General features: G+C 73.5%; 15 protein-coding genes and 1 pseudogene. 2 read left to right on the top strand and 14 right to left on the bottom strand.

Translation table 11 applies throughout. The features are described from left to right. Positions 1-3 precede the first annotated feature (3 nt). From ACZ3YL_RS22855 to ACZ3YL_RS22815, 9 genes are all read right to left on the bottom strand, one after another. Positions 4-1,530, bottom strand: a complete 1,527-nt coding sequence (locus ACZ3YL_RS22855) for a Wzz/FepE/Etk N-terminal domain-containing protein (protein ID WP_465659431.1) — start codon at positions 1,528-1,530, stop codon at positions 4-6. Then, on the bottom strand, positions 1,527-3,014 hold the full coding sequence (locus ACZ3YL_RS22850; protein WP_465659429.1) for a Wzz/FepE/Etk N-terminal domain-containing protein: 1,488 nt from the start codon (positions 3,012-3,014) through the stop codon (positions 1,527-1,529). Before ACZ3YL_RS22850 ends, ACZ3YL_RS22855 begins: the two co-directional genes overlap by 4 nt. Beyond that, positions 3,011-4,249, bottom strand: coding sequence for a glycosyltransferase family 4 protein (locus tag ACZ3YL_RS22845; protein WP_465659428.1), 1,239 nt, complete (start codon positions 4,247-4,249; stop codon positions 3,011-3,013). Before ACZ3YL_RS22845 ends, ACZ3YL_RS22850 begins: the two co-directional genes overlap by 4 nt. A 76-nt stretch (positions 4,250-4,325) precedes the next feature. Beyond that, positions 4,326-5,642, bottom strand: a complete 1,317-nt coding sequence (locus ACZ3YL_RS22840) for a nucleotide sugar dehydrogenase (protein WP_188304756.1) — start codon at positions 5,640-5,642, stop codon at positions 4,326-4,328. A gap of 76 nt (positions 5,643-5,718) precedes the next feature. Then, positions 5,719-7,206, bottom strand: a complete 1,488-nt coding sequence (locus ACZ3YL_RS22835) for a sugar transferase (protein ID WP_411292953.1) — start codon at positions 7,204-7,206, stop codon at positions 5,719-5,721. A gap of 597 nt (positions 7,207-7,803) precedes the next feature. Then, positions 7,804-8,529, bottom strand: coding sequence for a hypothetical protein (locus tag ACZ3YL_RS22830; RefSeq protein ID WP_188304758.1), 726 nt, complete (start codon positions 8,527-8,529; stop codon positions 7,804-7,806). A gap of 82 nt (positions 8,530-8,611) precedes the next feature. Beyond that, complete coding sequence (locus ACZ3YL_RS22825; protein WP_465659425.1) at positions 8,612-9,214, bottom strand: cysteine dioxygenase family protein; 603 nt, start codon at positions 9,212-9,214, stop codon at positions 8,612-8,614. Between the two features lie 3 nt (positions 9,215-9,217). After that, on the bottom strand, positions 9,218-10,960 hold the full coding sequence (locus ACZ3YL_RS22820) for a solute symporter family protein (RefSeq protein WP_188304760.1): 1,743 nt from the start codon (positions 10,958-10,960) through the stop codon (positions 9,218-9,220). Beyond that, the gene (locus tag ACZ3YL_RS22815) at positions 10,957-11,322 is read right to left on the bottom strand and encodes a DUF485 domain-containing protein (RefSeq protein ID WP_465659423.1); all 366 of its coding nucleotides are present in this window, start codon (positions 11,320-11,322) and stop codon (positions 10,957-10,959) included. The genes ACZ3YL_RS22820 and ACZ3YL_RS22815 overlap by 4 nt, the downstream gene beginning before the upstream one ends. Positions 11,323-11,665: 343 nt before the next feature. Between ACZ3YL_RS22815 and ACZ3YL_RS22810 the strand changes: the two genes are divergently transcribed. Continuing rightward, the gene (locus ACZ3YL_RS22810) at positions 11,666-12,883 is read left to right on the top strand and encodes a saccharopine dehydrogenase family protein (RefSeq protein ID WP_465659421.1); all 1,218 of its coding nucleotides are present in this window, start codon (positions 11,666-11,668) and stop codon (positions 12,881-12,883) included. 36 nt (positions 12,884-12,919) lie between these two features. On the opposite strand, the gene ACZ3YL_RS22805 is transcribed toward ACZ3YL_RS22810, so the two are convergent. Then, positions 12,920-13,561 (bottom strand): TetR/AcrR family transcriptional regulator, encoded by a 642-nt coding sequence (locus ACZ3YL_RS22805; RefSeq protein ID WP_465659419.1) that lies wholly within the window; start codon positions 13,559-13,561, stop codon positions 12,920-12,922. A 140-nt stretch (positions 13,562-13,701) separates the two neighbouring features. On the opposite strand from ACZ3YL_RS22805, the gene ACZ3YL_RS22800 reads away from it, so the two are divergent. Next, positions 13,702-15,438: an amidase gene (locus ACZ3YL_RS22800; protein WP_465659417.1), complete on the top strand. Its 1,737-nt coding sequence runs from the start codon at positions 13,702-13,704 to the stop codon at positions 15,436-15,438. Positions 15,439-15,739: 301 nt separating this feature from the next. Here ACZ3YL_RS22800 and ACZ3YL_RS22795 read toward each other — a convergent pair whose 3' ends face one another. From ACZ3YL_RS22795 to ACZ3YL_RS22780, 4 genes and pseudogenes are all read right to left on the bottom strand, one after another. Further along, positions 15,740-16,903 carry a macrolide family glycosyltransferase gene (locus tag ACZ3YL_RS22795; protein WP_223243409.1) on the bottom strand — a complete coding sequence of 388 codons (1,164 nt, stop codon included), beginning with the start codon at positions 16,901-16,903 and terminating at the stop codon, positions 15,740-15,742. Further along, positions 16,903-19,155: a cytochrome P450 gene (locus ACZ3YL_RS22790; protein WP_465659415.1), complete on the bottom strand. Its 2,253-nt coding sequence runs from the start codon at positions 19,153-19,155 to the stop codon at positions 16,903-16,905. Before ACZ3YL_RS22790 ends, ACZ3YL_RS22795 begins: the two co-directional genes overlap by 1 nt. Beyond that, positions 19,152-22,361: a type I polyketide synthase gene (locus ACZ3YL_RS22785; RefSeq protein WP_465659578.1), complete on the bottom strand. Its 3,210-nt coding sequence runs from the start codon at positions 22,359-22,361 to the stop codon at positions 19,152-19,154. The genes ACZ3YL_RS22790 and ACZ3YL_RS22785 overlap by 4 nt, the downstream gene beginning before the upstream one ends. Before the next feature lie 138 nt (positions 22,362-22,499). After that, positions 22,500-22,859 (bottom strand): annotated as a pseudogene (locus tag ACZ3YL_RS22780) (acyltransferase domain-containing protein); the annotation flags it as partial. Between the last annotated feature and the right edge of the window lie 42 nt (positions 22,860-22,901).

Below are 22,901 nucleotides of genomic sequence, written 5' to 3'. Positions count from 1 at the left end.
GTGCTACCTCGCCTCCTGGTCGCTGTCGGGGACCCTCGAGGTCCACATCGGAAGTCGTGCCGTCCGCCGCCGGCCCAGCCCGTTCCGGGCCGGCCGCTCGCCCCGGCCGCGCAGCGCGGTGTGCGGCCCGTCCCACAGGGTGCCGTCGGTCCGGTCGCGCGGATCGGGGTCGATCAGCACCACGCCGAGGACCGGGATGTGCTGGTCCGCGAGCTGGCGGGCCACGGTGTGCAGCCAGGCGGCGCTGCCGTGCCCGGCCCGGACCACGAGCACGGTGCGGGTGCCGAGGTACTGGAGGTCGGTCCACGCCGTGCCGGGGACCACCGAGCCGACGCCGAGCCGGCGTTCCCCCAGTGCCACGGCCGAGGCCTGCTCGCCGCCGATCACGGTCGGCTCCCCCGGCTTGGCGCGGCGGTGGGCGAGCTGGGGGCCCGGCAGGCCGTCCATGATCACCACCGGCCCCTCGCCCGACAGTTCCCCGGCGAGGTCCAGGGCGATCGCCACCGTGCTGCGCGCGCAGCCCAGTTCCAGCAGCGACACGGTCTCCGCGGAGCCGCGCACGGTGCGGGCCAGGGTCGCGGTGAGCCTGGCCCGGGCCGCCCTGGTGCGGCGCGACTGCCAGCGTCCGGCGGGGCGGCGGGGCACCCGGTGCAGCTCGGCGATGACCGAGGCGCCGAGGTTCGCCGCGATCTCCCGGCGCAGCACCGGCCGGTCCGCCACCACCGCGCCGACCGCGGCCGCCGCGATGCCGAGCACCAGTCCGAGGACGGCCCCGATCCCGCCGTCGGTGGCGGCGGCCGTGGGCAGGGACTGCCGCACCGCGCGCGGGGCGTCCACGATCTGGGTGCCGGCCACCAGTTGGGGCGTGCCGACCTGCGCCTCCGCCGCGCGCTGGCCGAAGTCGGTGATCCGGGAGGTGAGTTCGGCCCGGCTGGCGTAGAGCGACTCCAGGTTCGCCGAGGCGGTCGGCCCGCTCTGCTGCGCGCCGTCCCCGATCTCCTTGTTGACCTGGGCGAGTTGGTCGCGCATCCGGTCGCGCTCGCCGAGCAGGGCCTTGGCCTGGGCGTCCGCGGCGTCCTGGATCCGCTTCACGTGGTCCGCGACGAAGGCCTCCGCCAGCGCCTCGGCCCGGGCCCGCGCCTCGGCGTCGCTGCCGCCGGTCACGGTGATCTGCAGCAGGTTGTTGGTCAGGCCGAGGCCCGTGTAGTCCCGCATGAAGTCCTCCGGCTTCTGCGCGGACCCGAGGGCCTGGAGGGCCTTGCCGGCGATGGCGGTGGTCTGCAGCAGGGCGACGTCGGTGCGGATCAGCGTGCCGGGGTCGTTGGGCTGGTCCGCCTGGTGGGCGACCAGCACCTTGGTCACCGCGGTCGGCGGCGGCGGCTTCAGGACGGCCACGGCCGCGCCGAGCAGCAGCCCGACCAGCGCCAGGGCGCACCAGAGGCGGCGCCGGCGGCGCACCGCGACCACCAGGGACTGGAGGTCCAGCAGTGGCGGGGCGGGCGGCGGCTCCGGAGTCGTACTCGTCGTCACCCCGACCCTCTCCCCGAGTCGTCGCCGACCGCGAGGGCCGGCGTGGCGTCGTCCTGGTCGCGGACCTGCTCTCCATCGGGTTCGCGGACCTGGTCTCCGTCCGGGTCGCGGTCCGCGTCGCGGTCCGGCGTGGCGCCGTCCGGATCGCCGTCCGCGGCACGACTCGAGGCGCGGCCCCGAGCGCGGCCCGAACCGCGCGTCGACCGGGCCCGGACGGTGCCGGCGACGACGACGCCGACCAGCTCGTGCCCGGCGTCCAGGCACGCCCCGCCGATGCCCGCCAGCTCCCCCGCCGTCCAGCTGCCCGTGCTGAGCACCACCAGCGCACCGGACCCGTCCTCGCCGTCCGGCAGCAGCGGCCGGTGCGCCGACACCCCCACCACCCGCAGCAGCGGATCGCCCCCCGCCTCGGCGACCAGCTGCCCGGCGGCCCGGTGGGCCGGCTCGTCGCCGTCCGGGACGACGACCAGCAGGCGTCGGGGGGCGGGCAGTCGGTTTCGGAGGCGGGCGCACACCCGCCGGTAGCGGAGCCGTCGGCCGGCCTCGTCGCCGGAGGCGTGCGGGACGGGCAGGTCCCAGCGGGTGTCGAGGCCCAGCAGCCGGCGGACCAGCGCCCGCGGCCCACGGCCCCCCGGCCGCCGCGCGGACCGTTCGGCGGGGACGTCGACGGTGCCGAGGACCACCGAGCCCAGCGCCGCGGCGATCTCCCCTTCGGTGCGTAGCCAGCGGCTCATCCGGGCCGCGGCGAGATGACCGATGACGGCGAGCAGCAAGGCCAACAGCGCCCCGGCGGCGATGAGTTCCGTCCTGGTCGGCGGTGCCTGGGCGGACGGCCGGGCCGCCGAGCCCATGACGACCATGTTGGCCTTGTTGGCCCCCGGGTCGACCTGGTCCAGCTTCTTGATGGCGTCCTGGAGCGCGGTGCGCAGCTTCTCCAGCTCGGTACGGGTCTGCACGCTCTCCACCGTCCGCCCCGGATCGGTCGAGGCGGCCAGGTCGGTGATCCGGCGGCTGGCCTGCAGCACCAGCTGCCGCAGGGCCTCGGGCTGCGCCGCCTCGGGGTCGGTGCTGTCGCCCGCGATCCGCGCCGCGAACGTGACGAACTGGTGGGCCACCTGATCGGAGAGCTGCTGGGCGCGCTCCGGGGTGTCGGCCGTGCCGGAGATCTTGATGATGTTGCCGTCCGCGGCCGTGGCGCTCACCCGGTCCTGCAGCTTCGCGCCGCTGACCCCGGGCCAGCCGAGCGAGGCGGCCGCCCGGTCGAGCACCACCGAACTGGTCGCGATCTCCGCCTGGGTCAGCAACTCGCGGTCCTGCCACACGCCCGGCAGCAGCACCGACGCGGACGTGGTGTAACTCGGCGGGAACAGCAGCGAGGCGCCGTAGCCGACGAGCGCACCCACCAGGGCGAAGACGGCGAGCAGCCGCCAGCGCCGACGCAGGATCCGGCCGACCGTGACCAGGCGTATCGTGTCGTCGCTCAACGGGACGGCCTTCTCCGTGCCCGGTCCTCCGGGGTGCGGTCCCGGCAGGCGGCGGCGTAGGCGGCGAGCAGCGCGCGCTGGGAGTTCCGCCAGGCGAGCGGCCCGTTGATCCGCTCCTGGCCGAGCTTGCCCATCCAGGCCCGCTTCTCCGGGTCGTCCATCAACTGCGCGACGAGCCTCGCGAACTCGGACTCGTCGTTGGCGGGCGCGTAGAGGGCGGCGTCACCGGCGGAGACCCGGGCCTCCCGGAGGTCGAAGGAGACGATCGGCCGGCCCATCACCATGTACTCCAGCACCTTGTTCATGGTCGACACGTCGTTGAGCGGGTTGCGCGGGTCCGGGGACAGGCACACGTCCGCGGTGGACAGGTAGCGCACCAGGTCGGCGTCCGGGACGCGCCCGGTGAACTGCACCTGCTCCGAGAGCCCGAGCCGCCGGGACAGCTCCACCATGGCGTCGAAGGTGTCGCCGCCGCCGACGAACACCGCGTGCCAGTCGGTCCGCCCGAGTTCGTCGCGCAGCTTGGCGAGCGCCCGCAGGGCGTAGTCGACGCCGTCCTGGGGGCCCATGACGCCCAGGTAGCAGAGCAGATGGGGCTTGCCGCGCTTGAGCTCCGGCTCGGGCGGCACCGGCCGGAACCGCTCGGTGTCGGGCGCGCTGCGCACCACGAAGACGTCCTCGGGCCGCCGGCCGCCGCGGCGCAGCGCGGTGTCCCGGTAGCTCTCGTTGGTGGCGAGCACGATGTCCGCGGCCCGGTACGTCCGGCGTTCCAGCGCGCAGACGGCGCGGTAGAGCAGGTCCTCGCCGCGGTCGAAGCGGGAGAGGTACAGCTCGGGCACCAGGTCGTGCTGGTCGAAGACGAAGCGCGCGCCGCGCCGCTTGAGCCACAGGGCGGGCAGGAACAGCAGGTCGGGCGGGTTGCAGGCGTGGACCACGTCGACCGGGCCGACCTTGCGGGCCAGCCGGGCCGTGTGCCAGAGCGCCGATCCGTACTCCTGGAGGTACCCGGCCGGGCCGCCGGTGGCCGCGCGCAGGGGGTAGCGGTGGATCCGCACCCCGTCGATCAGCGCCTCGGGTTCGGTGTCCCGTTTGCTGCCCCGGGGGCAGATCACGTGGACCGTCCAGCCCGCGTCGCGCAGCGTGGTGCACTCCTGCCAGACCCGCCGGTCGAAGGGCACCGACAGGTTCTCCACCAGGATGAGCGCGCGCCGGCCACGCCCGTCCCCGCCGGCCACGGCACTGGACGACGTGTCACTGGACGGTGTGTCACTGGACGACGTGTCACTGAGCGGTTCGTCACTGAACGATGTGTCACCAGGCAAGGCCCACGTACCCCGGTTCGGCCCGGCGCGTCTCGGCGTCGGGGAGGCGGATGAGGTCGACGATCGCCGGGCCGTCGCCGTGCGGCAGGGCCGCCAGGACGGCCGGGTCCTTCGTCCCGACCACGCACACCTCGGCGTGTTCCAGCACCTCGTGGACGGAGTCCGTGAGCAGCTGGGCGAGGTGCGGCAGCCGGGTCTCGATGTACTCGCGGTTGGCGCCGAGCAGCCGGGAGAGGTTCACGTTGGGGTCGTAGATCCGCAGGTCGTAGCCCTTGCCGAAGAGCTGCTCGGCCAGCTCGACGAGCGGGCTCTCGCGCAGGTCGTCGGTGCCCGGCTTGAAGGACAGGCCGAACAGGCCCACCCGGCGCCCGCCGGTGCGCTCGACCAGCGTGACCGCACGCCGCAGGTGTTCGGCGTTGGAGGGCAGCACATGGGAGAGGATCGGCACCGCGACGTCGGCCCGGCGCGCCGCGTGGACCAGGCTGCGCAGGTCCTTGGGCAGGCAGGAGCCGCCGAAGGCGAAGCCGGGCCGCAGGTAGGCGGGGCTGATGTTCAGCTTGCGGTCGGCCAGGAAGACGTCGATCACCTGGTGCGAGTCCACCCCGAGCGCCTGGCAGACCGCGCCCAGCTCGTTGGCGAAGCCGATCTTGAGGCCGTGGAAGGCGTTGTCCGCGTACTTGATCGCCTCGGCCGTCGGGACGGGCACCCGGAACACCGCGCCGGGCAGTCCCTCGTACAACTCCTCGACCACGTCGCCGCTCGCCCGGTCGAGTTCGCCGATGACGGTCTTCGGCGGGTCGAAGAAGTCCCGCACGCTGGTGCCCTCGCGCAGGAACTCGGGGTTGACCGCGACCCCGAAGTCGACCCCGGCCGTGCCGCCGGCGTACTTCTCCAGGATCGGCACCAGCAGGTTCAGGCAGGTGCCCGGGAGCATGGTGCTGCGGAACACGACGGTCTGCCGCCCGCCCCGCTCGGCCACCGCGGCACCGATCTGCTCGGTGACCCGCTCCAGGTAGCTGGTGCACAGGCTGCCGTTGGGCTCCGAGGGCGTGCCCACGCAGACCAGCGACACCTCGCTTCCCATGACCGCCTCGCGGACGTCGCCGGTGGCGCGCAGCGCCCCGCTCGCCACCATCTCGGCGATGAGTTCGCCGATCCGCTCCTCGACCACCGGGGCCTTGCCGTCGTTCACCAGGTCGACCTTCACCTGGTTGACGTCGACCCCGATGACCTCGTGGCCCAGGCTGGCCAGGCACGCGGCCGACACGCAGCCCACGTAACCGAGCCCCAGGACGCTGACCCTCATGACCCGTTCCTCCCCTCGGGCAGGCCCTTGTGGCCGGCCGTCCGCACGCCGTCCGTCCGGACGGCGCCCCCACCCATCAGTAGGCCCCCTGCCCCTGGAGCACGGCCCGCAGCGTCTTCCAGAGGATCACCGCGTCCAGGGCGAGCGACCAGTCCTCCACGTACCGCAGGTCCAGCCGGACGGCCTCCTCCCACGGCAGGTCGCTGCGCCCGCTGATCTGCCACAGGCCGGTCAGCCCGGGCTTGACGAGCAGCCGCCGCCGGATGTCCGGGCCGTACGCCGCGGACTCCTCCGGCAGCGGGGGCCGCGGGCCGACCAGCGACATCGAGCCGGTGAGCACGTTGACGAGCTGCGGCAGCTCGTCCAGCGAGTACCGGCGCAGCACTCCCCCCACCCTGGTCACCCGTGGATCCCGGCGGAGCTTGAACAGCAGGCCGGCGCCCTCGTTGCGGTCGGCCAGCGCCGCCCGGGCCCGGTCCGCCCCGGCGACCATGGTGCGGAACTTGACCAGGGTGAACTGGCGGCCGTCCTTGCCGACCCGGTGCTGCCGGTAGAACACCCCGCCCCGGCTGTCCGCCAGCACCAGCAGCCCGACCAGCAGCATCAGCGGGGCGAACAGCACCAGCAGGACGGCGGCGCCCAGCCGGTCGACGACCTCCTTGACGGCCCGGGGGCCGCCGGTGAAGGTCGGCATGCTGACCCGCAGCATCGGGATCCCGAGCACCGCGTCGACGTGCAGCCGCGGGCCGGCCACCTCCATCAGCACCGGGGCGACCACCATCTCGGCGTCGCCGCCCTCCAGGTTCCAGGCCAGCCGCTGCAGCCGGTCCGGTGTCCAGTACGGGTCCGGGGTGACCGCGACGACCCGGTAGCCGTCGCGGCGGACGTGGTTGGCGACGTCCGCCAGCCGGCCGACGACCGGCACCCCGTCCAGTCGGTCGGCGCCCCGGCCGAGGGTGTACGGCGTGCACACCGCCTCCACCCGCCAGCCCAGGTGCGGGAACTTGCGGGTCCGGCTGATCAGGTCGCGCACGGTGGCCGGGCTCCCGGCGGCGAGCACCGGGCGCAGGCACCGTCCCTGGTTGCGCTGTTTGTGCAGCCACAGCCGCAGCAGGTACCGCTCGGTCATGGTGACGGCCGTGACCGCCGGGATCGCGGCGAAGATCCAGAGCCTGATGTTGTGCGAGCCGAGGGCGATCCCGCCGAGCGCCAGGACGACGGCCGCCGTGAACAGCGAGCGCCCGAGCCGGCGGAACTCCTCGGCGCCCTGCCCCAGCACGGCCGGAGCCCACGCCCGGCTCGTCGCCAGCGCCCCCAGCACCAGCAGTTCGGTGCCGAAGGCGAGGATGCCCCACTTCTCGTGCCAGTTGGCCGCGTCCCGGACCCCGAAGAAGCCGCCGATGGCCGCCACCACGAAGGCGGTGGCCACGGTGTCGCTGATGATGACGGTACGGCGGTACTGCTGCTCCCAGTCGCTCTCGGACCGGCTGATCGTCCCGTTCGCCACCGGGCGCCTGCGCGCCGAGGGAAACGGGCCGGCTAACTCTCCCTCCCCCTGCTCCACGTCCCCCTTCAACTCACCGCTGGGTTCGACGTGTTCGCTCCACACGGTTCCTCCCCCCAGGAGGCTCACGCCCCCCGCCCTGTTCCTCCCCTCGGGAGGCCCCGCCCCCCGTGTGCCGCGCTGTTCCTGGCCTCCGAGGGGACCCCTCCCCCGGCGAATGGCGAATCGGCTTGTTGCGGCGCTGCGTGAAACATCCCACCCGGGCGGCAGCGGACTCGCTCGTCCTGCCAGTGCCCCTGGGTGCGCGGGAAACGTCGGCGGCTGCGCCCCACCCTCGCGGCCCCGTCCCGGGCCAGGAAGATCACAGTCCGTCGTCGCCCCGCTTCCGTCCGTGCGGGGCGAAAATCAATGTAGAGCATCCGGGCCGCCCGATGAGGGGGATGTGTGAAACGCGCACTCGGAATCTGAACTTCGGATGATCGAACAGCGGCTTCCGGTAAGCGCGTTGGGAGCGCGGGCACACACCGTGACCTGTACGGAGGCGAGTTGGGAGGCCACCCGGACCGATCGGCCGGAGAGATCGATTGACTGATCGTCAGAGTCGTTTTCGCGCAATGATGTTCGGATCCAGCCACGCTCTCCGCTCCCGGTCCCCGATCACGTGCTCGGCGGGTTCCGGTCCAGATGGCGCAGGCTCCGCCGGAGGTAGGCCCGCGGGTTGGTGGTCAGGTGGCGCGCCCAGCCGGGCTTGGCTTCGCCCCGCCGGTGGGCGTAGCAGGCCAGGGCGTACCCGAGCATCGGCTCGCTCAGGTAGCCGAGCCGGGCGGACGACCGACCCCGGTCGCTGCGGCGGAAGTCGAAGGCGGAGTTCGCGGTGAAGACGCCGAGGCCGAAGTGGACCGTCAGAAGGTCGGTGAGCGGCTCGTGGTCGCGCCGGGCCGTGGTGATCCGCCGCTCGTCCAGCAGCCGGACGTGGCCCAGCTCATGGGCGATGGTGGCGACCAGGGCGACCGGCCGGGCGGCCTGGCGCTGGTCGACGGCGATCACCGGGCGCCCGTTCTCCCGCCGGTAGTGCCCGGCGGCGGAGCGGGACCGGTAGCCGAGTCCGAGACCGGCGGCCATGGCCCGCTCGCCGTCGTCCGGCTCGATCTCGACCGTCAGGCGCTCGGGCGCCACCTCCAGGTACCCGCAGAGTCGGGCGATCACCCGCCGGATGTCCTCCTCGGAGCCCTCGTAGGGCCCCGGGAAGAACTCGGCGGTCGGCAGGACGGGTGCGCGGTCCAGCACCTCGCGGCCGAACTCGGCGGCCAGCCAGGCCATGGACTCCTCGATCCAGACCCGCTCCGCCGGCCCGACCGGGCACTTCGGTGCGAACAGCGCCATGGCGGCCATCATGCACCACCGGCGGGAAACGGCCGACGGGCCGTCCGGGGAGGACGGCCCGTCGGGGCACGGCGGGGGTCGGTCAGCGGTGCGTCGGCCAGGGAGCCAGGCCGTCCGGGTGCCGCCAGCTCACCAGGCGGGCGCCGTCCGGCGGGGCGTCCACGACGTCCTGCCCGAAGACCCGGTTGATCGAACTGCCCCCGTTCGGCGAGATGTCGGCGCCGTAGACGTGCAGGGAGACCGCGCGGCCGGTGCCGCCGTTGGACACCCGGTGGATGTCCTCGTCGGGCGGCACCAGGAGCTGCACCCGGCCGGGCGAGCAGGTGGTCCGGCCGGACGGCACCAGCACCCGGCGGCCGGAGCGGGGCAGCCGCCACAGCCGGTACGCCTCGTCCACCTCCACGCCCTCCACCACGCCGGAGACACACCAGGCGATGTGGTCGTGGATCGGGGTGGACTGCCCGGGCAGCCAGGTCAGGGCCAACACGGAGTGGGTCCGTCCGGCGTGCAGCAGCCGCTGCGCGTAGCCGTCGGTGTCACCGGCGCACAGGTCGTCGGGGACGATCAGCCCGGCCCGCAGGTACTTGCGCAGGGTGTCCGCGGTGAGTTGGGCGGTCAGGACGTCGGCGGCGGCGTAGCGCTCCAGGTCGGAGAGGAACTCGTCCAGGTTGGAACCCGTCGTCACGGTCTACCGCCCCACCCCGGTGAGCGCCCGGACTTCGAGCTCCGCGAAGCCTCGCCCGTCCGCGTCCTCGTGCCGGCGGCGGCGACCGCCGGCCAGCGAGCCGATGACCGCGGCTGCGAACCCGATCGGGATCGAGATGACGCCCGGGTTCTGCAGCGGGATCGGCGCGGTGGTGGTGCAGGAGATCAGCGCCGTGGCGTTGCCGACCTCCTGGCCGGCCGCCGGCACCCCGCAGTCCTTCGCCTGGGTGGCCGTCAGCTTCACGGCCGGGACGGTGCCGCTGGCGCCGCCCCAGCAGATCGGGGAGAGCAGCACCAGGCCGATCGCGCTGACCAGGCCCGCGTAGATGCCGCACTTGGCGCCGAAGGTGGTGAAGCGCTTCCAGAACAGGGTCAGCAGGATCGCCGGCAGGTTGGCCGAGGCGGCGATGGCGAAGGCCAGCGCCACCAGGAACGCCACGTTGAGGTCCCGGGCGAAGATCGACAGCGCGACCGCGACCGCGCCGATCACCACGGCGGCGATCTTCGCCGTGATCAGCTCCTGCCGCTCGGTGGCCCGGCCCTTGCGGATGACGCTGGCGTACAGGTCATGGGCGAACGACGAGGAGGAGGTCAGGGTGAGCCCGGCGACCACCGCCAGGATGGTGGCGAACGCGACCGCCGCGATGAAGGCCAGCATCAACGAGCCGCCGGTGGTGCCCGCGCCGCCGCCGAGGTGCTCCGCCAGCAGGGTGGCGGCGGTGTTGCCGGACGGGTCCTTCTCCTTGATCGTCGCCGTGCCGACCAGCGCGGCCGCCCCGAAGCCGAGCACCAGGGTCATCAGGTAGAAGACCCCGATGATGCCGATCGACCAGTTCACCGACTTGCGGGCGTCGCGGCCGGTAGGAACCGTGTAGAAGCGCACCAGCACGTGCGGCAGCGCCGCGGTGCCCAGCACCAGGGCGGTGCCCAGGCTGACCAGGTCGAGCTTCGACCAGCCGTCCGTAGCCCCGTACTTCAGGCCGGGCTGGAGGAAGGCGTCGCCCTTCTTGGAGGCCGCGGCGGCGTCCCCGAGCAGATGGCTGACGTTGAAGCCGTACTTCGCCAGCACCCACACCGTCATGGTGGCCGCGCCGGCGATCAGCAGCACCGCCTTGACGATCTGCACCCAGGTGGTGCCCTTCATCCCGCCGACCACCACGTAGACGATCATCAGGGCGCCGACCCCGACGATCGTCCAGACCTGCGCGGAGGCACCCTTGACGTCGAGCAGCTGCCCCACGATCGTCGCCGCGCCGACCATCTGCGCGATCAGGTAGAAGATCGACACCACGATGGTCGACACACCCGCGGCGGTGCGCATCGGCCCGCTGCGCAGCCGCGCGGCCAGCACGTCGGCCATGGTGAACCGCCCGGTGTTGCGCAGCAGTTCGGCGACCAGCAGCAGCGCGACCAGCCAGGCCACCAGGAAGCCGATCGAGTACAGGAAGCCGTCGTACCCGGCCAGCGCGATGATCCCGGCGATCCCCAGGAAGGACGCCGCGGACAGGTAGTCGCCGGAGATCGCGATGCCGTTCTGCAGCGCGGAGAACTCCCCGCCGCCGGTGTAGAAGCCACCGGTGCCCCGGGTGCTCCGCCGGGCCCACAGGGTGATGACCAGGGTCACCGCCACCAGGGCCACGAACAGCCCGATGGTCAGGCCCTTGTTCGACGCCGACGCCGACGCCGCCTGCGCCACCGCGGCGGCCTGGGAATGGTGCTGTGTCATGCCTGGCTCCCCGTCGGTTCCTGGTCCCCGTCGTGGCGGCGGGACGCCGCCACGCTCCGCAGCTCCGCCGCCAGCGGGTCCAGCCGCCGGGCGGCGAACCGGCCGTAGGCCAGGGCGATGCCGAAGGTCGAGACGAACTGCAGCAGCCCGAACACCAGGGCCACGTTGACGTGCCCGGCGACCTTGGTCGCCATGAACCCGCGGGCGTAGGCCGAGCAGAGCACGTACGCCAGGAACCAGAGCAGGAACGCCACCGTCACCGGGAACACGAACCTGCGGTAGGCGGCGCGCAGTTCGCCGAATCTCGGATCGTCGCCGATCCAGGGTGTCTCACCGCGCGACGGCGCGGCCGGGTCGATCATGGGAATCCTTCTGAGCGGTGCGGAACTTGCCGATGGCCCGACCGTAGAAGTCCCAGGTAGACAACCGATCAACGCGCGTAGGCTCCGGTCAGCGCGGGCCCTCGTCCTCCTCCGGGCGCAGGTGGCGGGAGATGAGCCTGGAGAGTTCCGGCCCGTGCTCGTGGGCGAGGGGGGCGAGGCCGGGCGGCAGGACGAACGCGGCCCTGTCGGACGTGCCATCGGAGTCGGCCCGCCCTCGCCGCCACCCGCCTCGAAACGGCGGGGCGCCCGGTCCGGACCCGTTGACAGTCCCAGGGCGGACTCCTAGCGTGGCGCAGTCGATGACCCGCGAGTAGGGACTGTGATGGCCGAGCCGCGCCCGTACGACCTCGTCCTGTTCGGTGCCACCGGGTTCACCGGCGGGCTCACCGCCGAGTACCTGGCCCGGACCGTGCCCGAGGACTGCCGCTGGGCGCTCGCCGGACGCGACGAGGGCAGGCTCGCCGCCGTCCGGGCGAAGCTGGCGCGGATCGACCCCCGGTGCGCCGGCCTCCCGCTGCTGATCGCGGACGCCGCCGACCGCGAGGCGCTGCGCGCCGTGGCCGCCGGGGCCCGGGTGGTGATCTCCACGGTCGGCCCGTACCTGCGGTACGGCGAGCCGCTGGTGGCGGCCTGCGCGGAGAGCGGCACCGACTACGTGGACCTCACCGGCGAGCCGGAGTTCGTCGACCGGATGTACCTCCGGCACCACGAGCGGGCGGTGGCCACCGGCGCGCGGCTGGTGCACGCCTGCGGCTTCGACTCGGTGCCGCACGACCTCGGCGTGCTGTTCACCGTCGAGGAGCTGCTGCGCCGCGGCGGCCCGCCGGCCCGGGTCGAGGTCGAGGGCTTCGTCCGGGCCGGCGGCACCGTCTCGGGCGGCACCTTCGCCTCGGTGATGACGGCCTTCTCCCGGCCGCGGGCGATGGCCCGCGCCGCCCGCGCGCGCCGCGCGGTGGAGCCCCGGCCGAAGGGCCGGCTGATCCGCACCCCGCTGGGCCTGCCGCACCGGTCGCGGGCGGCCCGGGCCTGGGCGGTACCGATGCCCACCATCGACCCCCGGGTGGTCTCCCGCTCGGCCGCCGCCCTCGCCGAGTACGGCCCCGACTTCGGCTACGCCCACTATGCGGCGGTGCGACGGCTGCCGATCGCCGTCGGCGGCGTCGCCGTGCTGGCGGCGGTCGCCCTCGCCGCCCAACTGCCGCTGCTGCGCCGGGCCCTGGGCCGGCTGCGCAAGCCCGGCGACGGGCCGAGCGAAGAGCAGCGGACGCGCTCCTGGTTCGCCGTCCGGTTCAGGGCGCGGGCCCATGACGGGCGCAGGGTGCTCACCGAGGTGTCCGGGGGTGATCCCGGCTACCAGGAGACCGCGAAGATGCTGGCCGAGTCGGCGCTCTGCCTCGCGTACGACGACCTGCCGCCGGTGGCGGGGCAGTCGACCACGGCGGTGGCGATGGGCCGGCCGCTGATCGACCGGCTGATCGCCGCCGGCCTCTCCTTCCGGGTGCTGGACACCCCGCCGAAGACCGCCCCCGGCCGGTCGTGACCGGTAGCGGCCGCCGACCGGCGCGCCGGCACGCCGTCACGCCCCGCCGGTCGGCCTGAGTTCGCGTTCGAGGGCGGACAGCGCGAAGGTGTGCGCGGAGGTGTGCTGCCAGCGCGGCCGTCCGAACATCACGTCCTCGGAGAGCCCGTTGAGCATGGCCACCGCCCTGATGACGAACTCGGGCAGGTCCACGTCGGCGAACTGTCCCAGGGCCCGGCCCTCGCGGATGACGGCTTCCAGGCGTTCCTCCCAGGCGTCGGAGAGCGCCGTGAGGACGGTGCGGCCCGCGTCGTCGTGGCGCTGCGCCAGCACCTGCGTCCACAGGGCGTAGCGTTCGTCGCCCGGGTGGCGGGGCAGGTAGGCGCGGACGAACAGGTCCAGCTTCTCGGCGGGGGAGGCGGCCTCGTCCGCGGCCTGCTGGAACCGGGCCCCGAGGTCCCCCTCGCTCCACACGAGGACTTCGAGCAGCAGGCGGTCCTTCTTGCCGAAGTGGTACAGGATGTGCCCGGTGCTCATGCCGGCCCGCTCGGCGATGTCCGACATCCGCACGGCCGCGGCGCCCTTCTCGGCGATGGCGCTGATGGCGGCCCGCATCGCCCGTTCCCGTGCCCCGTCGCCGCTGGGCGTGGCGGGGCGGCGCGGGGGCTGAGCGGGCGGCTGGGACTCCGGCGTCGACATGGCCTCATCTCGCTTCTGGGGATCTAGATCGGTAGTCTAGACTGAAAATCTAGTCAGTGCGACTGGGGCGTCCGTCCGCTCGACCGGCCGGACGCCCCACCGGTTCGCCCTACCCGACCCACCATCCAGGAGGCATCCGCATGACGCGGGGATTCGACGTCGTGGAGACCAATATCGCCGACCTGCGCGCGGCGCTGGAGAAGGGCGAGACCACCGCGGTCGCGCTGCTCGACGCCTACCTCGCGCGGATCGAGGCGTACGACCGGCCGGGCACCGCCACCGCGCTCAACGCGATGGTCGTGATGAACCCGCACGCCCGCGCCGAAGCCGAGGCCTCCGACGCCCGCCGGGCGCGCGGCGAGACGCTCGGCCCGCTGGACGGCATCCCGTACACCGCGAAGGACAGCTACCTCGCCAAGGGGCTGACCGCCGCGGCCGGTTCGCCGGCCTTCGAGCACCTCGTCGCCCAGCGCGACGCCTTCGCGATCGAGCGGCTGCGCGCGGGCGGGGCCGTCCTCATCGGCCTGACCAACATGCCGCCGATGGCCAACGGCGGCATGCAGCGCGGCGTGTACGGCCGCGCGGAGAGCCCGTACAGCGCCGACTGGCTCACCAGCGCCTACGGCTCCGGCTCGTCCAACGGCTCGGGCACCGCGACGGCCGCGTCGTTCGGCGCGTTCGGCCTCGGCGAGGAGACCTGGTCGTCGGGCCGGGCACCCGCGTCGAACAACGCGCTGTGCGCCTACACGCCCAGCCGCGGCGTGATCTCGGTGCGCGGTAACTGGCCGCTGGTACCGACCATGGACGTCGTCGTCCCGCACACCCGCACCATGGCCGACCTGTTCGAGCTGCTCGACGTCATCGTGGCCGACGACCCGCAGACCCGCGGCGACCTGTGGCGCGCCCAGCCGTGGGTGCCGCTGCCCGCGTCGTCGCAGGTCCGCCCCGCCTCGTACCCGGCGCTCGGGCCCGCCGATCCGGCGGCGGCGCGCGCCGCGCTGGCCGGCAAGCGCGTCGGCGTCCCCCGGATGTACATCAACGCCGACCCGGACGCCGGAACGAACCCCGAAGGCGGCATCGGCGGCCAGACCGGTCAGCGGATCGACACCCGCCCCTCGGTGATCGACCTGTGGAACGCCGCGCGCCGCGACCTGGAGGCGGCCGGCGCCGAGGTGGTCGAGGTCGACTTCCCCGTCGTGTCGAACTACGAGTCCGACCGCCCCGGCGCCCCGTCGCTGTTCACCCGCGGCCTGGTCGGCCGGGACTTCCTCACCGTCGAGATCGAGGACCTCTCCGCCTGGGCGTGGGACGACTTCCTGCGCGCCAACGGCGACCCGGAACTCGCCACCCTGACCGAGGTCGACGGCGAGCGCATCTTCCCCAAGCAGGAGGGTGAACTCCCGGACCGCTACGCCGGCTTCGACGACACGATCGGCGAGTACCCGCGCTTCGTGCGCGAGCGCCGCTACGCCTCCTTCACCGACATGCCCCACCTGGAGGAGGGACTGCGCGGGCTGGAGGAGACCCGCCGGGTCGACCTGGAGCAGTGGATGGACGAACTGCGCCTGGACGCCGTGGTGTTCCCGACCGTCGCCGACGTCGGCCCCGCCGACATGGACGTCTCCGAGGCCTCCGCCGACCTCGGCTGGCGCAACGGCGTCTGGGTCGCGAACGGCAACCTGGTGCCCCGCCACCTCGGCATCCCGACGGTGACCGTGCCCATGGGCACCATGGCGGACATCGGCATGCCCGTCGGACTGACCTTCGCGGGCCGCGCCTACGACGACAACGCCCTGCTGACCCTCGCCGCCGCCTTCGAGGCGACCGGAGACCGCCGGACCGCCCCGCCGCGCACGCCGCGACTGCCGACGGAGTGAGGCGACGGCGGCGCGGCACCGCCCCTCGGCGGCGGTGCCGCGCCGCCGCAGCGGGACCGCCCGCTGCGCCGCCCGGATGACGCGCTCCTGCTTCCGGATCCTTTCGCACCGACCCGGCCACCAGGGTCAACGCCACTGAACCGATCACCACACTCGACGAGTTGGTCAAACACCTCAAGCAGGCCGCCCGCCTGGAGACGGTCACCGTCCCCATGTACCTCTACCCGTCCTCCACAGACCGTGCGTGGGAAGGGCTCCACCGGGCGGGTGCGGGGGCGGACTGCCCGGTGGAGTCCGGCCGCTACCGCGTCAGCAGCTTCTCCAGGACGTCCGCCCCCTTTGCCGCGCCGCCCGCCCCGCGCAGGATCCGGCTCAGGGCCGCCGCCCGGGGGCGGCAGGACCCGACGTCCTGGACGGCGTCGCGCAGGCCCTGCACGGTCGGCTCGGCGAGCATCCTGCCGACCTGCAGTTCCTCCGCCCGCCGGGCGATCGCCCGCTGTTCCGGGATCTGCGGCACCGCCACGAAGGGCACCCCGTGGTAGAGGGACTCCATCGCCGAGTTCATCCCGCCGTGGCTCAGGAACACCTCGGTGTGTCGCAGCACCGCCACCTGCGGCACGTGCGCGTGCACTTCGACGTTCGCCGGGATCGGGCCCAGCGACTCCTGGTCCAGCCCGCCCACCGCCATGACGACCTGCCAGTCACTGTCCCCGAACGCCTCGACGCAGGTCCGATAGAACTCGGGCCGGTCGTTGAAGACGGTTCCCAGCGATATCAGCAGCACCGGGGCCCGCGACCGGGGGCTCCACTCCTCAGCGGTCTGCCGGCTGCTCAGCGACGGCCCGACGAAGTGGAAGCGCTCGTCGAAGGTGTCCCCCGACATCTGGAACTCGCGGGGGATGAACACCAGGCTCGTCGGGGCCACGTAGCCGAACATCAGGTTCGGGTCCTCGAGGAAGGTGTGGCCCTGCGCGAACTTCCCCATGTCCTGGAACGCGGCCACCAGCCGGGGGTTGGTGTGGTCGAAGTCGGCTGGTAAGTACACCTGCGCCGCCGAGAAGGACTCGTTCTCCGCGAAGGTCGGCACCAGGGAGATCTCCGGCACCTCGAGCAGGTTCGCCAGCATCCTCCCGGTGAAGGTCACCGAGTCGTAGCACACCGCGTCCGGCGGGTCGGCCGAGAAGTGCCCGGCCAGGACGGGGAAAGAGGCACGCGCGTCGTCGAGGTAGTACTCCATCGTCACGGCGAGCTGTTCCGCCGTGAACCCGCCCCGCGCCGCCATGTCGGGCGGCAGTTGCGAGGGCAGGGTCACCGGCGCCGCCCCGGCGGCGAAGGCGGCGTCCGCGGTGGCCGGTCCCGTGGCGTAGCTGACCCGGTGACCGCGCCGGACCAGCTCTTCGACCAGCGGCAGGGTCGGGTTCACATGCCCGGACGCGGGCGCGCTCACGAAGGCGAAATGGGCCATCAACTCTCCTCCAGGATGACCGGAAGAGTCTTGTGTCCGTTGGTGAAGAAGGAACCCAGCGGCTCGAGTTCGGACGACGGGACGGCCAGCCGCAGCCGGGGGAACCGGGAGAACAGCGCGGACAGCGCCGTCGTCGCCTCCAGCTTCGCCAGGGGGCTGCCGAGGCAGTAGTGCACGCCGTGCCCGAAGGTGAGGTGGTCGGCCCGCGACGGCCGGGTGACGGAGAACTCCCCCGCGTCGGCCCCGTGCTGCGCCGGGTCGCGGCCGGCCGCGCCGTAGGACAGCAGGATCGCCTCGCCCTTGCGGATCTGCACGCCGTCCACGGAGACGTCCTCCACGGCGTACCGCAGCGGCAGGTTCGGCACCGGCGCCTGCCAGCGCAGGGTCTCGTCCACCACGTCCTCCCACGTGCTGGTCCCGGACCGCACCAGGGCGAGCTGGGACGGGTGCGTGGCCAGCGCGTGGATGGCGTGATCGAGCAGGTTGACCGTCGTCTCGAAGCCGGCGGAGATGGTCAGCAGCAGGGTGTCCAGCAGTTCCCGCTCGGACAGTCGTGTGCCGTCCGCCTCCTGTGCGGCGATCAGGTCGCTGGTCATGTCGTCGCCGGGGTCGCGCCGTTTGGCGGCCACGAGTTCCTTGAGCAGCATGTACAGCTCGCCGGAGGCGGCCTGCACGCCCGCCGGGTCCGCGTCGAGGCTGAACACCGCGTCCACCAGCCGCCGCAGGTCCGCGCCCGTCTGCTCGCTCACCCCGAACAATCCGGTGATGACCTGGATCGGCAGCGGGAACGCGAACCGTGCGCGCAGGTCGACCGTCTGCCCCGGCGGCACCGCGGCCAGGTCGGCGATCAGGCCGGCCGTGATCTCCTCGACGCGCGGCCGCATCGCTTCGATCCGGCGCGGGGTGAACGCCTTGGCCACCAGGCTGCGAAGCCTGGTGTGGTCGGCCCCGTAGGCGGTGAACATGTTCTGCATCGCGACCCACATGATCAGCGGCCAGTCCGGCGGGATGTCGCCGTCGCGCCACATGGGCCAGTGCTTGTTCGCGTCCTTGGAGACCTTCGGGTCGAGCAGCAGCTTCTTCGCCAGGTCGTGCCCGGTGACGGCCCAGGCCGACACGCCACCGGGCAGTTCGACGGGCGTGGCCGGGCCGCGCTCGCGCAAGGCAGCGGCCTCGCCGAAGATGTCACCGCCCGAGGGGTCGATGACATACGCGTCGGCGGGCGGGGCCTGCGCGCGCACCGGCTCGGTGAAGGTGGTGGTCGTACGGGGCTTGGGCGGCTCGGTGACCTCCAGCAGGGTAGCGGTGAACCGCGAGCCCATGCCGAGGCCGATCGACATGATGGTGTCGCCGGGCCTGAGGGTCTCGTCGTGCAACAGGTGGTCCACGCCGAGCAGTTGGTCGCACGGCCCGACGTGGCCGAGTTCGCGCAGCATCGGCCAGGTGGTGCGGCCCACGTCGATGCCGAGCGGCTCCAGCACGACGACCTCCAGTTGGGCCAGGCCCAGACCGGTGACGACGAACCTGGTGATGTCGGCGACGCTGACGCCGGCCTCCTTGGCGGCCTGCTCGACCGCGGTGACCAGCGCCCCGCTCATCAGCGTCAGATACGGGGCCAGGCCGGTGACCTCGATCGGCGTACGGTTGCGGTGGCCCTTGGGGTCCGGGATCGTCGGGGTGGCGAGGACCTCCATCTGGGTCGCGGAGCTGTTGGCGGTCGCGACCAGCCGCGCCCGGCCGCCCTCGCGGTTGAGCACGGCCGCGCCCGCACCGTCGGACAGGAAGACCCCGATGGTGGGCTGCCAGCGTTCCCACCGCGGCGGCAGGAACCGGGCGGTAGCCGTGACCAGGGTCGCGGTCGCGGCCGGGTCGGCCACCAGGTGCGCGGCGGCGGCCTGCAGCGCGGCCGAGCCGCCGTTGCTGGTCGCCTCGACCTCGTAGACGAGGGCGTGGCCGAGGCCGAGGACGCGCTGCAGGTGGCAGGAGGACGCCATGTGGTCCTGGTGGTCCATCTGGGCGTAGGCGGCCATGGAGATGTCGGCGCCGCTGAGGCCGGACTCGCGCAGGGCTCCGATCGCCGCGTGCACGGCCATCGCGTGCTCGGTGACGTCGTCGGAGCGGGTGAACGACACGAAGTCCGACAGCGCGAGCAGCCGCCGCATGGTCTCGGTGTCCGGCACGGCCTGTGTCGCGGGCGTGCGGGGCGGCAGATACCGCCCCGTTCCGCCGATGTAGACGTTGTCCCAGATCATGCATAGTCCTTTCCCCTGAGCGCGGACAATCCGGCGCCGTATCCGCTGAAGTCGAGGAGCCATGTGCTGATGGCCAGCGCCGTGGCCGCGGAGTGCTCCTCCAGTACGGTGAAGTGGTCGCCCGAGACGGTGAGCACCTCCTGGGCGGTGGTGGACAGCCGGGGCCACGAGCGCTTCCCGGTGCCCACCAGCAGCACCGGCGCGGTGACGGGCTCCGGGGCGCCGGCCAGATCGAGGTATCGGCCCATGGCCACCAGCCGGTCGTCGTCGACCGGCTGGACCTGGTGGCCGGCGTCGAGCATGCCGGTGAGCACACCCGGCAGGTCGTCGGGGTAGCCGTCGATGAGCACCACGGCGCTGGGCCGGGCCCCCCGCCGTTCCAGTTCCCTGACGGTCTCCAGCGCCAGCCACGCGCCCACCGAACGGCCGACCAGCACCGGCGCGGCGACGGCCGACGCGGCGTCGGCGAGTGCCTGGACCAGGACGTCGGCGTCCGCGGGCAGCGGGTCGCCGGCGAAGCCCGGCAGGGTGACCGCCGCGACGTCGCGGGCGGCCTCCAGCGCCGCGGCGAACCGCCCGTACTCCTCGATGCCGCTCGACGCCAGCGCGGACGGCAGGCAGACCAGCGACGGCTGGAGGAGGCCGGCCGCGAGGGCGACCACCTCGGCCTTGGGCGCGTCGGTGGCCGGGCTCAGCCGGGACGCCGTGGCCAGCAGGTCGAGGCCGTCCTGCGCGCGGCCGACGTCGAGGGCCTTGCGCAGCAGGCGCTCCATCGGCCCGGCGACCCGGTTCTCCGGCGAGCACAGCTGCCCGTAGAGGTGGTTGACGAGCTGTTCGGGCGTCGGGAAGTCGAAGACGAGGGTCGCCGGGAGCTGGAGCCCGGTGGCCGCGTTGAGCTGATTGCGCAGCTCGATGGCGGTCAGCGAGTCGACGCCGTGGTCGCGGAACAGCTGACGCGGGTCGTCGATCCCGCCGGGCGCCATCCCGAGGATGCTCGCGCTGCGCGTGGCGACCAGGTCGAGCAGCAGGGCGCGCTGTTCGGGCTCGGGCAGGGCTTCGAGCCTGGCCCGCAGGTCGCCGGGGCCGGCTGCCGGGGCCGGCGCGCGCCGCGGCCGGGCGAGTCCGCGCAGCAGCGCGGGCGGGGTGTCGATCGCCGCGAGGTCGAGGCGCACCGGCACCAGCGCCGGGCGTTCGTCGGCCAGGGCGGTGTCGAACAGGTCGAGGGCCTGCTCGGTGGCCAGCGGCAGCATCCCGGTCCTCGCCAGCCGACGGTGGTCGGCCTCGCTCAGTCCCCCGGTGATGCCGCTGGACTCGGCCCACTGGCCCCAGGCCAGGGAGGTGACCGGCAGACCGCGCACGTGCCGGTGCTCGGCGAGCTCGTCGAGGAACGCGTTCGCGGCGGCGTAGTTGGCCTGCCCGGGGGCGCCGAACACCCCGGACGCCGAGGAGAACAGCACGAACGCCCGCAGGTCGAGGTGCTCGGTGGCTTCGTGCAGGTGCCACGCGGCATCGGCCTTCGAGCGCAGCACCGTGTCGATCTGCTCCGGTGTCATCGATCCCACCACGGCGTCGTCGACGACCCCGGCGGCGTGCACGACGACCCGCAGGTCGGGGATCGAGGCGACGAGATCCCTCAGTGCCCCGCGGTCACCGGCGTCGCAGGCGACCACGGTGAGGGCGGCGCCCAGCTCCTGCCGGAGCCCGGGCGGCTCGACGCCGCGACGGCCGGCGAGCACCACGTGCGGGGCACCGTGCCGCACGACCAGGTGCCGGGCGAGCAGGACGCCGAGGGTGCCGGTGCCGCCGGTGATCAGCACGGTGCCGTCCAGGGGCGCGCCGTCCAGGGGCCCGGTCGGCCCGGTCGGGGCGGCCCTCACCAGCCTCGGCACGAGGGCGATTCCGTCGCGCAACCGGATCTCGGGCTCGCCGTCGCTCACGGCGGCGCGCACCGCGGCGGGGATCGCCCGTCGTGAGGCGGCCGTGCCGTCGTGCCGGACGCTCAGGATCCGCCCGGGGTTCTCGCTGTGCGCGCTGCGCAGGAAGCCGCGGGCGGCGGCCGAGGCCAGGTCGTCGCCGGTGAGGACGACGAGCCGGACCGGCGTATCGGTGGCCAGGAACTCCCGGACCCTGCCGAGCAGTTCCCGGGTCACCGCGTGGGCGGCCGCGACCGGTTCGCCCTCGCCGACGACCTCGTGGAGGACCGTCTCGGTGCCCGGGCCGTCTAGTGCCGCCATCGGGGTCCAGTCAACGGCGAACAGCGTGTTCGACCGGCGCCCGGCCCCGTGACCCGCCGCTTCGACGGGCCGCAGGACGATCTCGTCGATGCTCACGACCGGCATCCCGGCGGTGTCGGTGATCCGCACCGCGCAGGTGTCCGGCCCGGTCGGGTGCAGCACCACGCGGACCGTCGCGGCCGACCCGGTGACCGACACGCCGGAGAACGAGAAGGGCAGCCGCGCCGGGCTGCCGCCGGCGCCGCCGTCCTCGGCCGCGAGGCCGGCGAGCAGGGTCAGCGGCTGTATGGCGGCGTCCAGGAGCGCGGGGTGGACGCGGTAGCCGGTGAGCTGCGCGGGGTCCGCCGGGAAGCTCACCTCGGCGTGCAGGTCCTCGCCGTGTCGCCGGATGCCGGTGAGCCCCTGGAAGGTCGGCCCGTAGTCGTAGCCGGCTTCGGCGAGCCGGTCGTAGAGCGAGCCGATGTCGAGCGGCGTGGCCCCGCTGTCGTCCGCCCCGGGCACGGCCGTCCGGTCCGCCCGTGTCGCCCGGTCCGTGGGCGGACTGAGCACGCCGGTCGCGTGGCGGGTCCACTCGTCGGGCTCGGCGGAGGTGCGGGAGTGGACGGTGACGGGTCGGCGTCCGGTGTCGTCGGGCGCGCCGACGGTGACCTGCACGTGCACACCGTCGTGCTCGGACAGCACGAGCGGCGCCTCCAGGACCAGCTCGGACAGTACGGGGCTGGCCGTGTGCTCGCCGGCGTGGACGACCATGTCCACGAACGCCATCGCGGGCAGCAGCGTCGAACCGAGCACGGTGTGCTCGGCCAGCCACGGGTGGACGGACGCGGAGAGCTTCCCGGTCAGCACCACGCCCTGCCCGTCGGGGAGCTTCACCAGGGACCGCAGCAGCGGGTGGTCGGGCGTGTCGGGGCCCTCCGACGGGGTGGTGGGTTGGAGCCAGTAGTGCTGGTGCTGGAACGCATACGAAGGCACCCGTCCACCCGACGCCCCCGCCGCCGCGGCCACGGGGGGCGTCCAGCCCACGGCACCATCCGCCCACAACCGCCCCAACCCCGCGAACAACCGCTCCACAGAATCACCACCACGCCGCATCAACCCGTTCCCCACCAGCAACGGATGCGGACCCACCTCCACGAACCCCGTCACACCCCGGCCCGCCAGCCACTCCAGGGCATCAGCGAACCGCACCGGCTCCCGCACCTGCCGCACCCAGTACCCCGGCTCCCCCATATCCACCGGACGCCCCGCCACCGTGGACACCACCGGAATCACCGGCTCACCGAACGACAAACCCGCCGCCACCCGGCCCAACTCCCCCAACACCGGATCCATCCGCGCCGAATGAAACGCGTGACTCACCTCCAACCGCCCCACCCGACGCCCACGGCCACGCCACACCTCACCCACCGCCACCACAGCCGCCTCGTCCCCCGACACCACCACCGCATCCACCCCGTTGACCGCCGCCACCTCAGCACCCGGCACCAGCGACCCCACCACCTCCTCCACCGA

Source organism: Kitasatospora sp. NPDC023176, assembly GCF_055560495.1.
The sequence above is the reverse complement of the archived record's forward strand: the minus strand, read 5'-3'. Positions and strand labels throughout refer to the sequence as shown.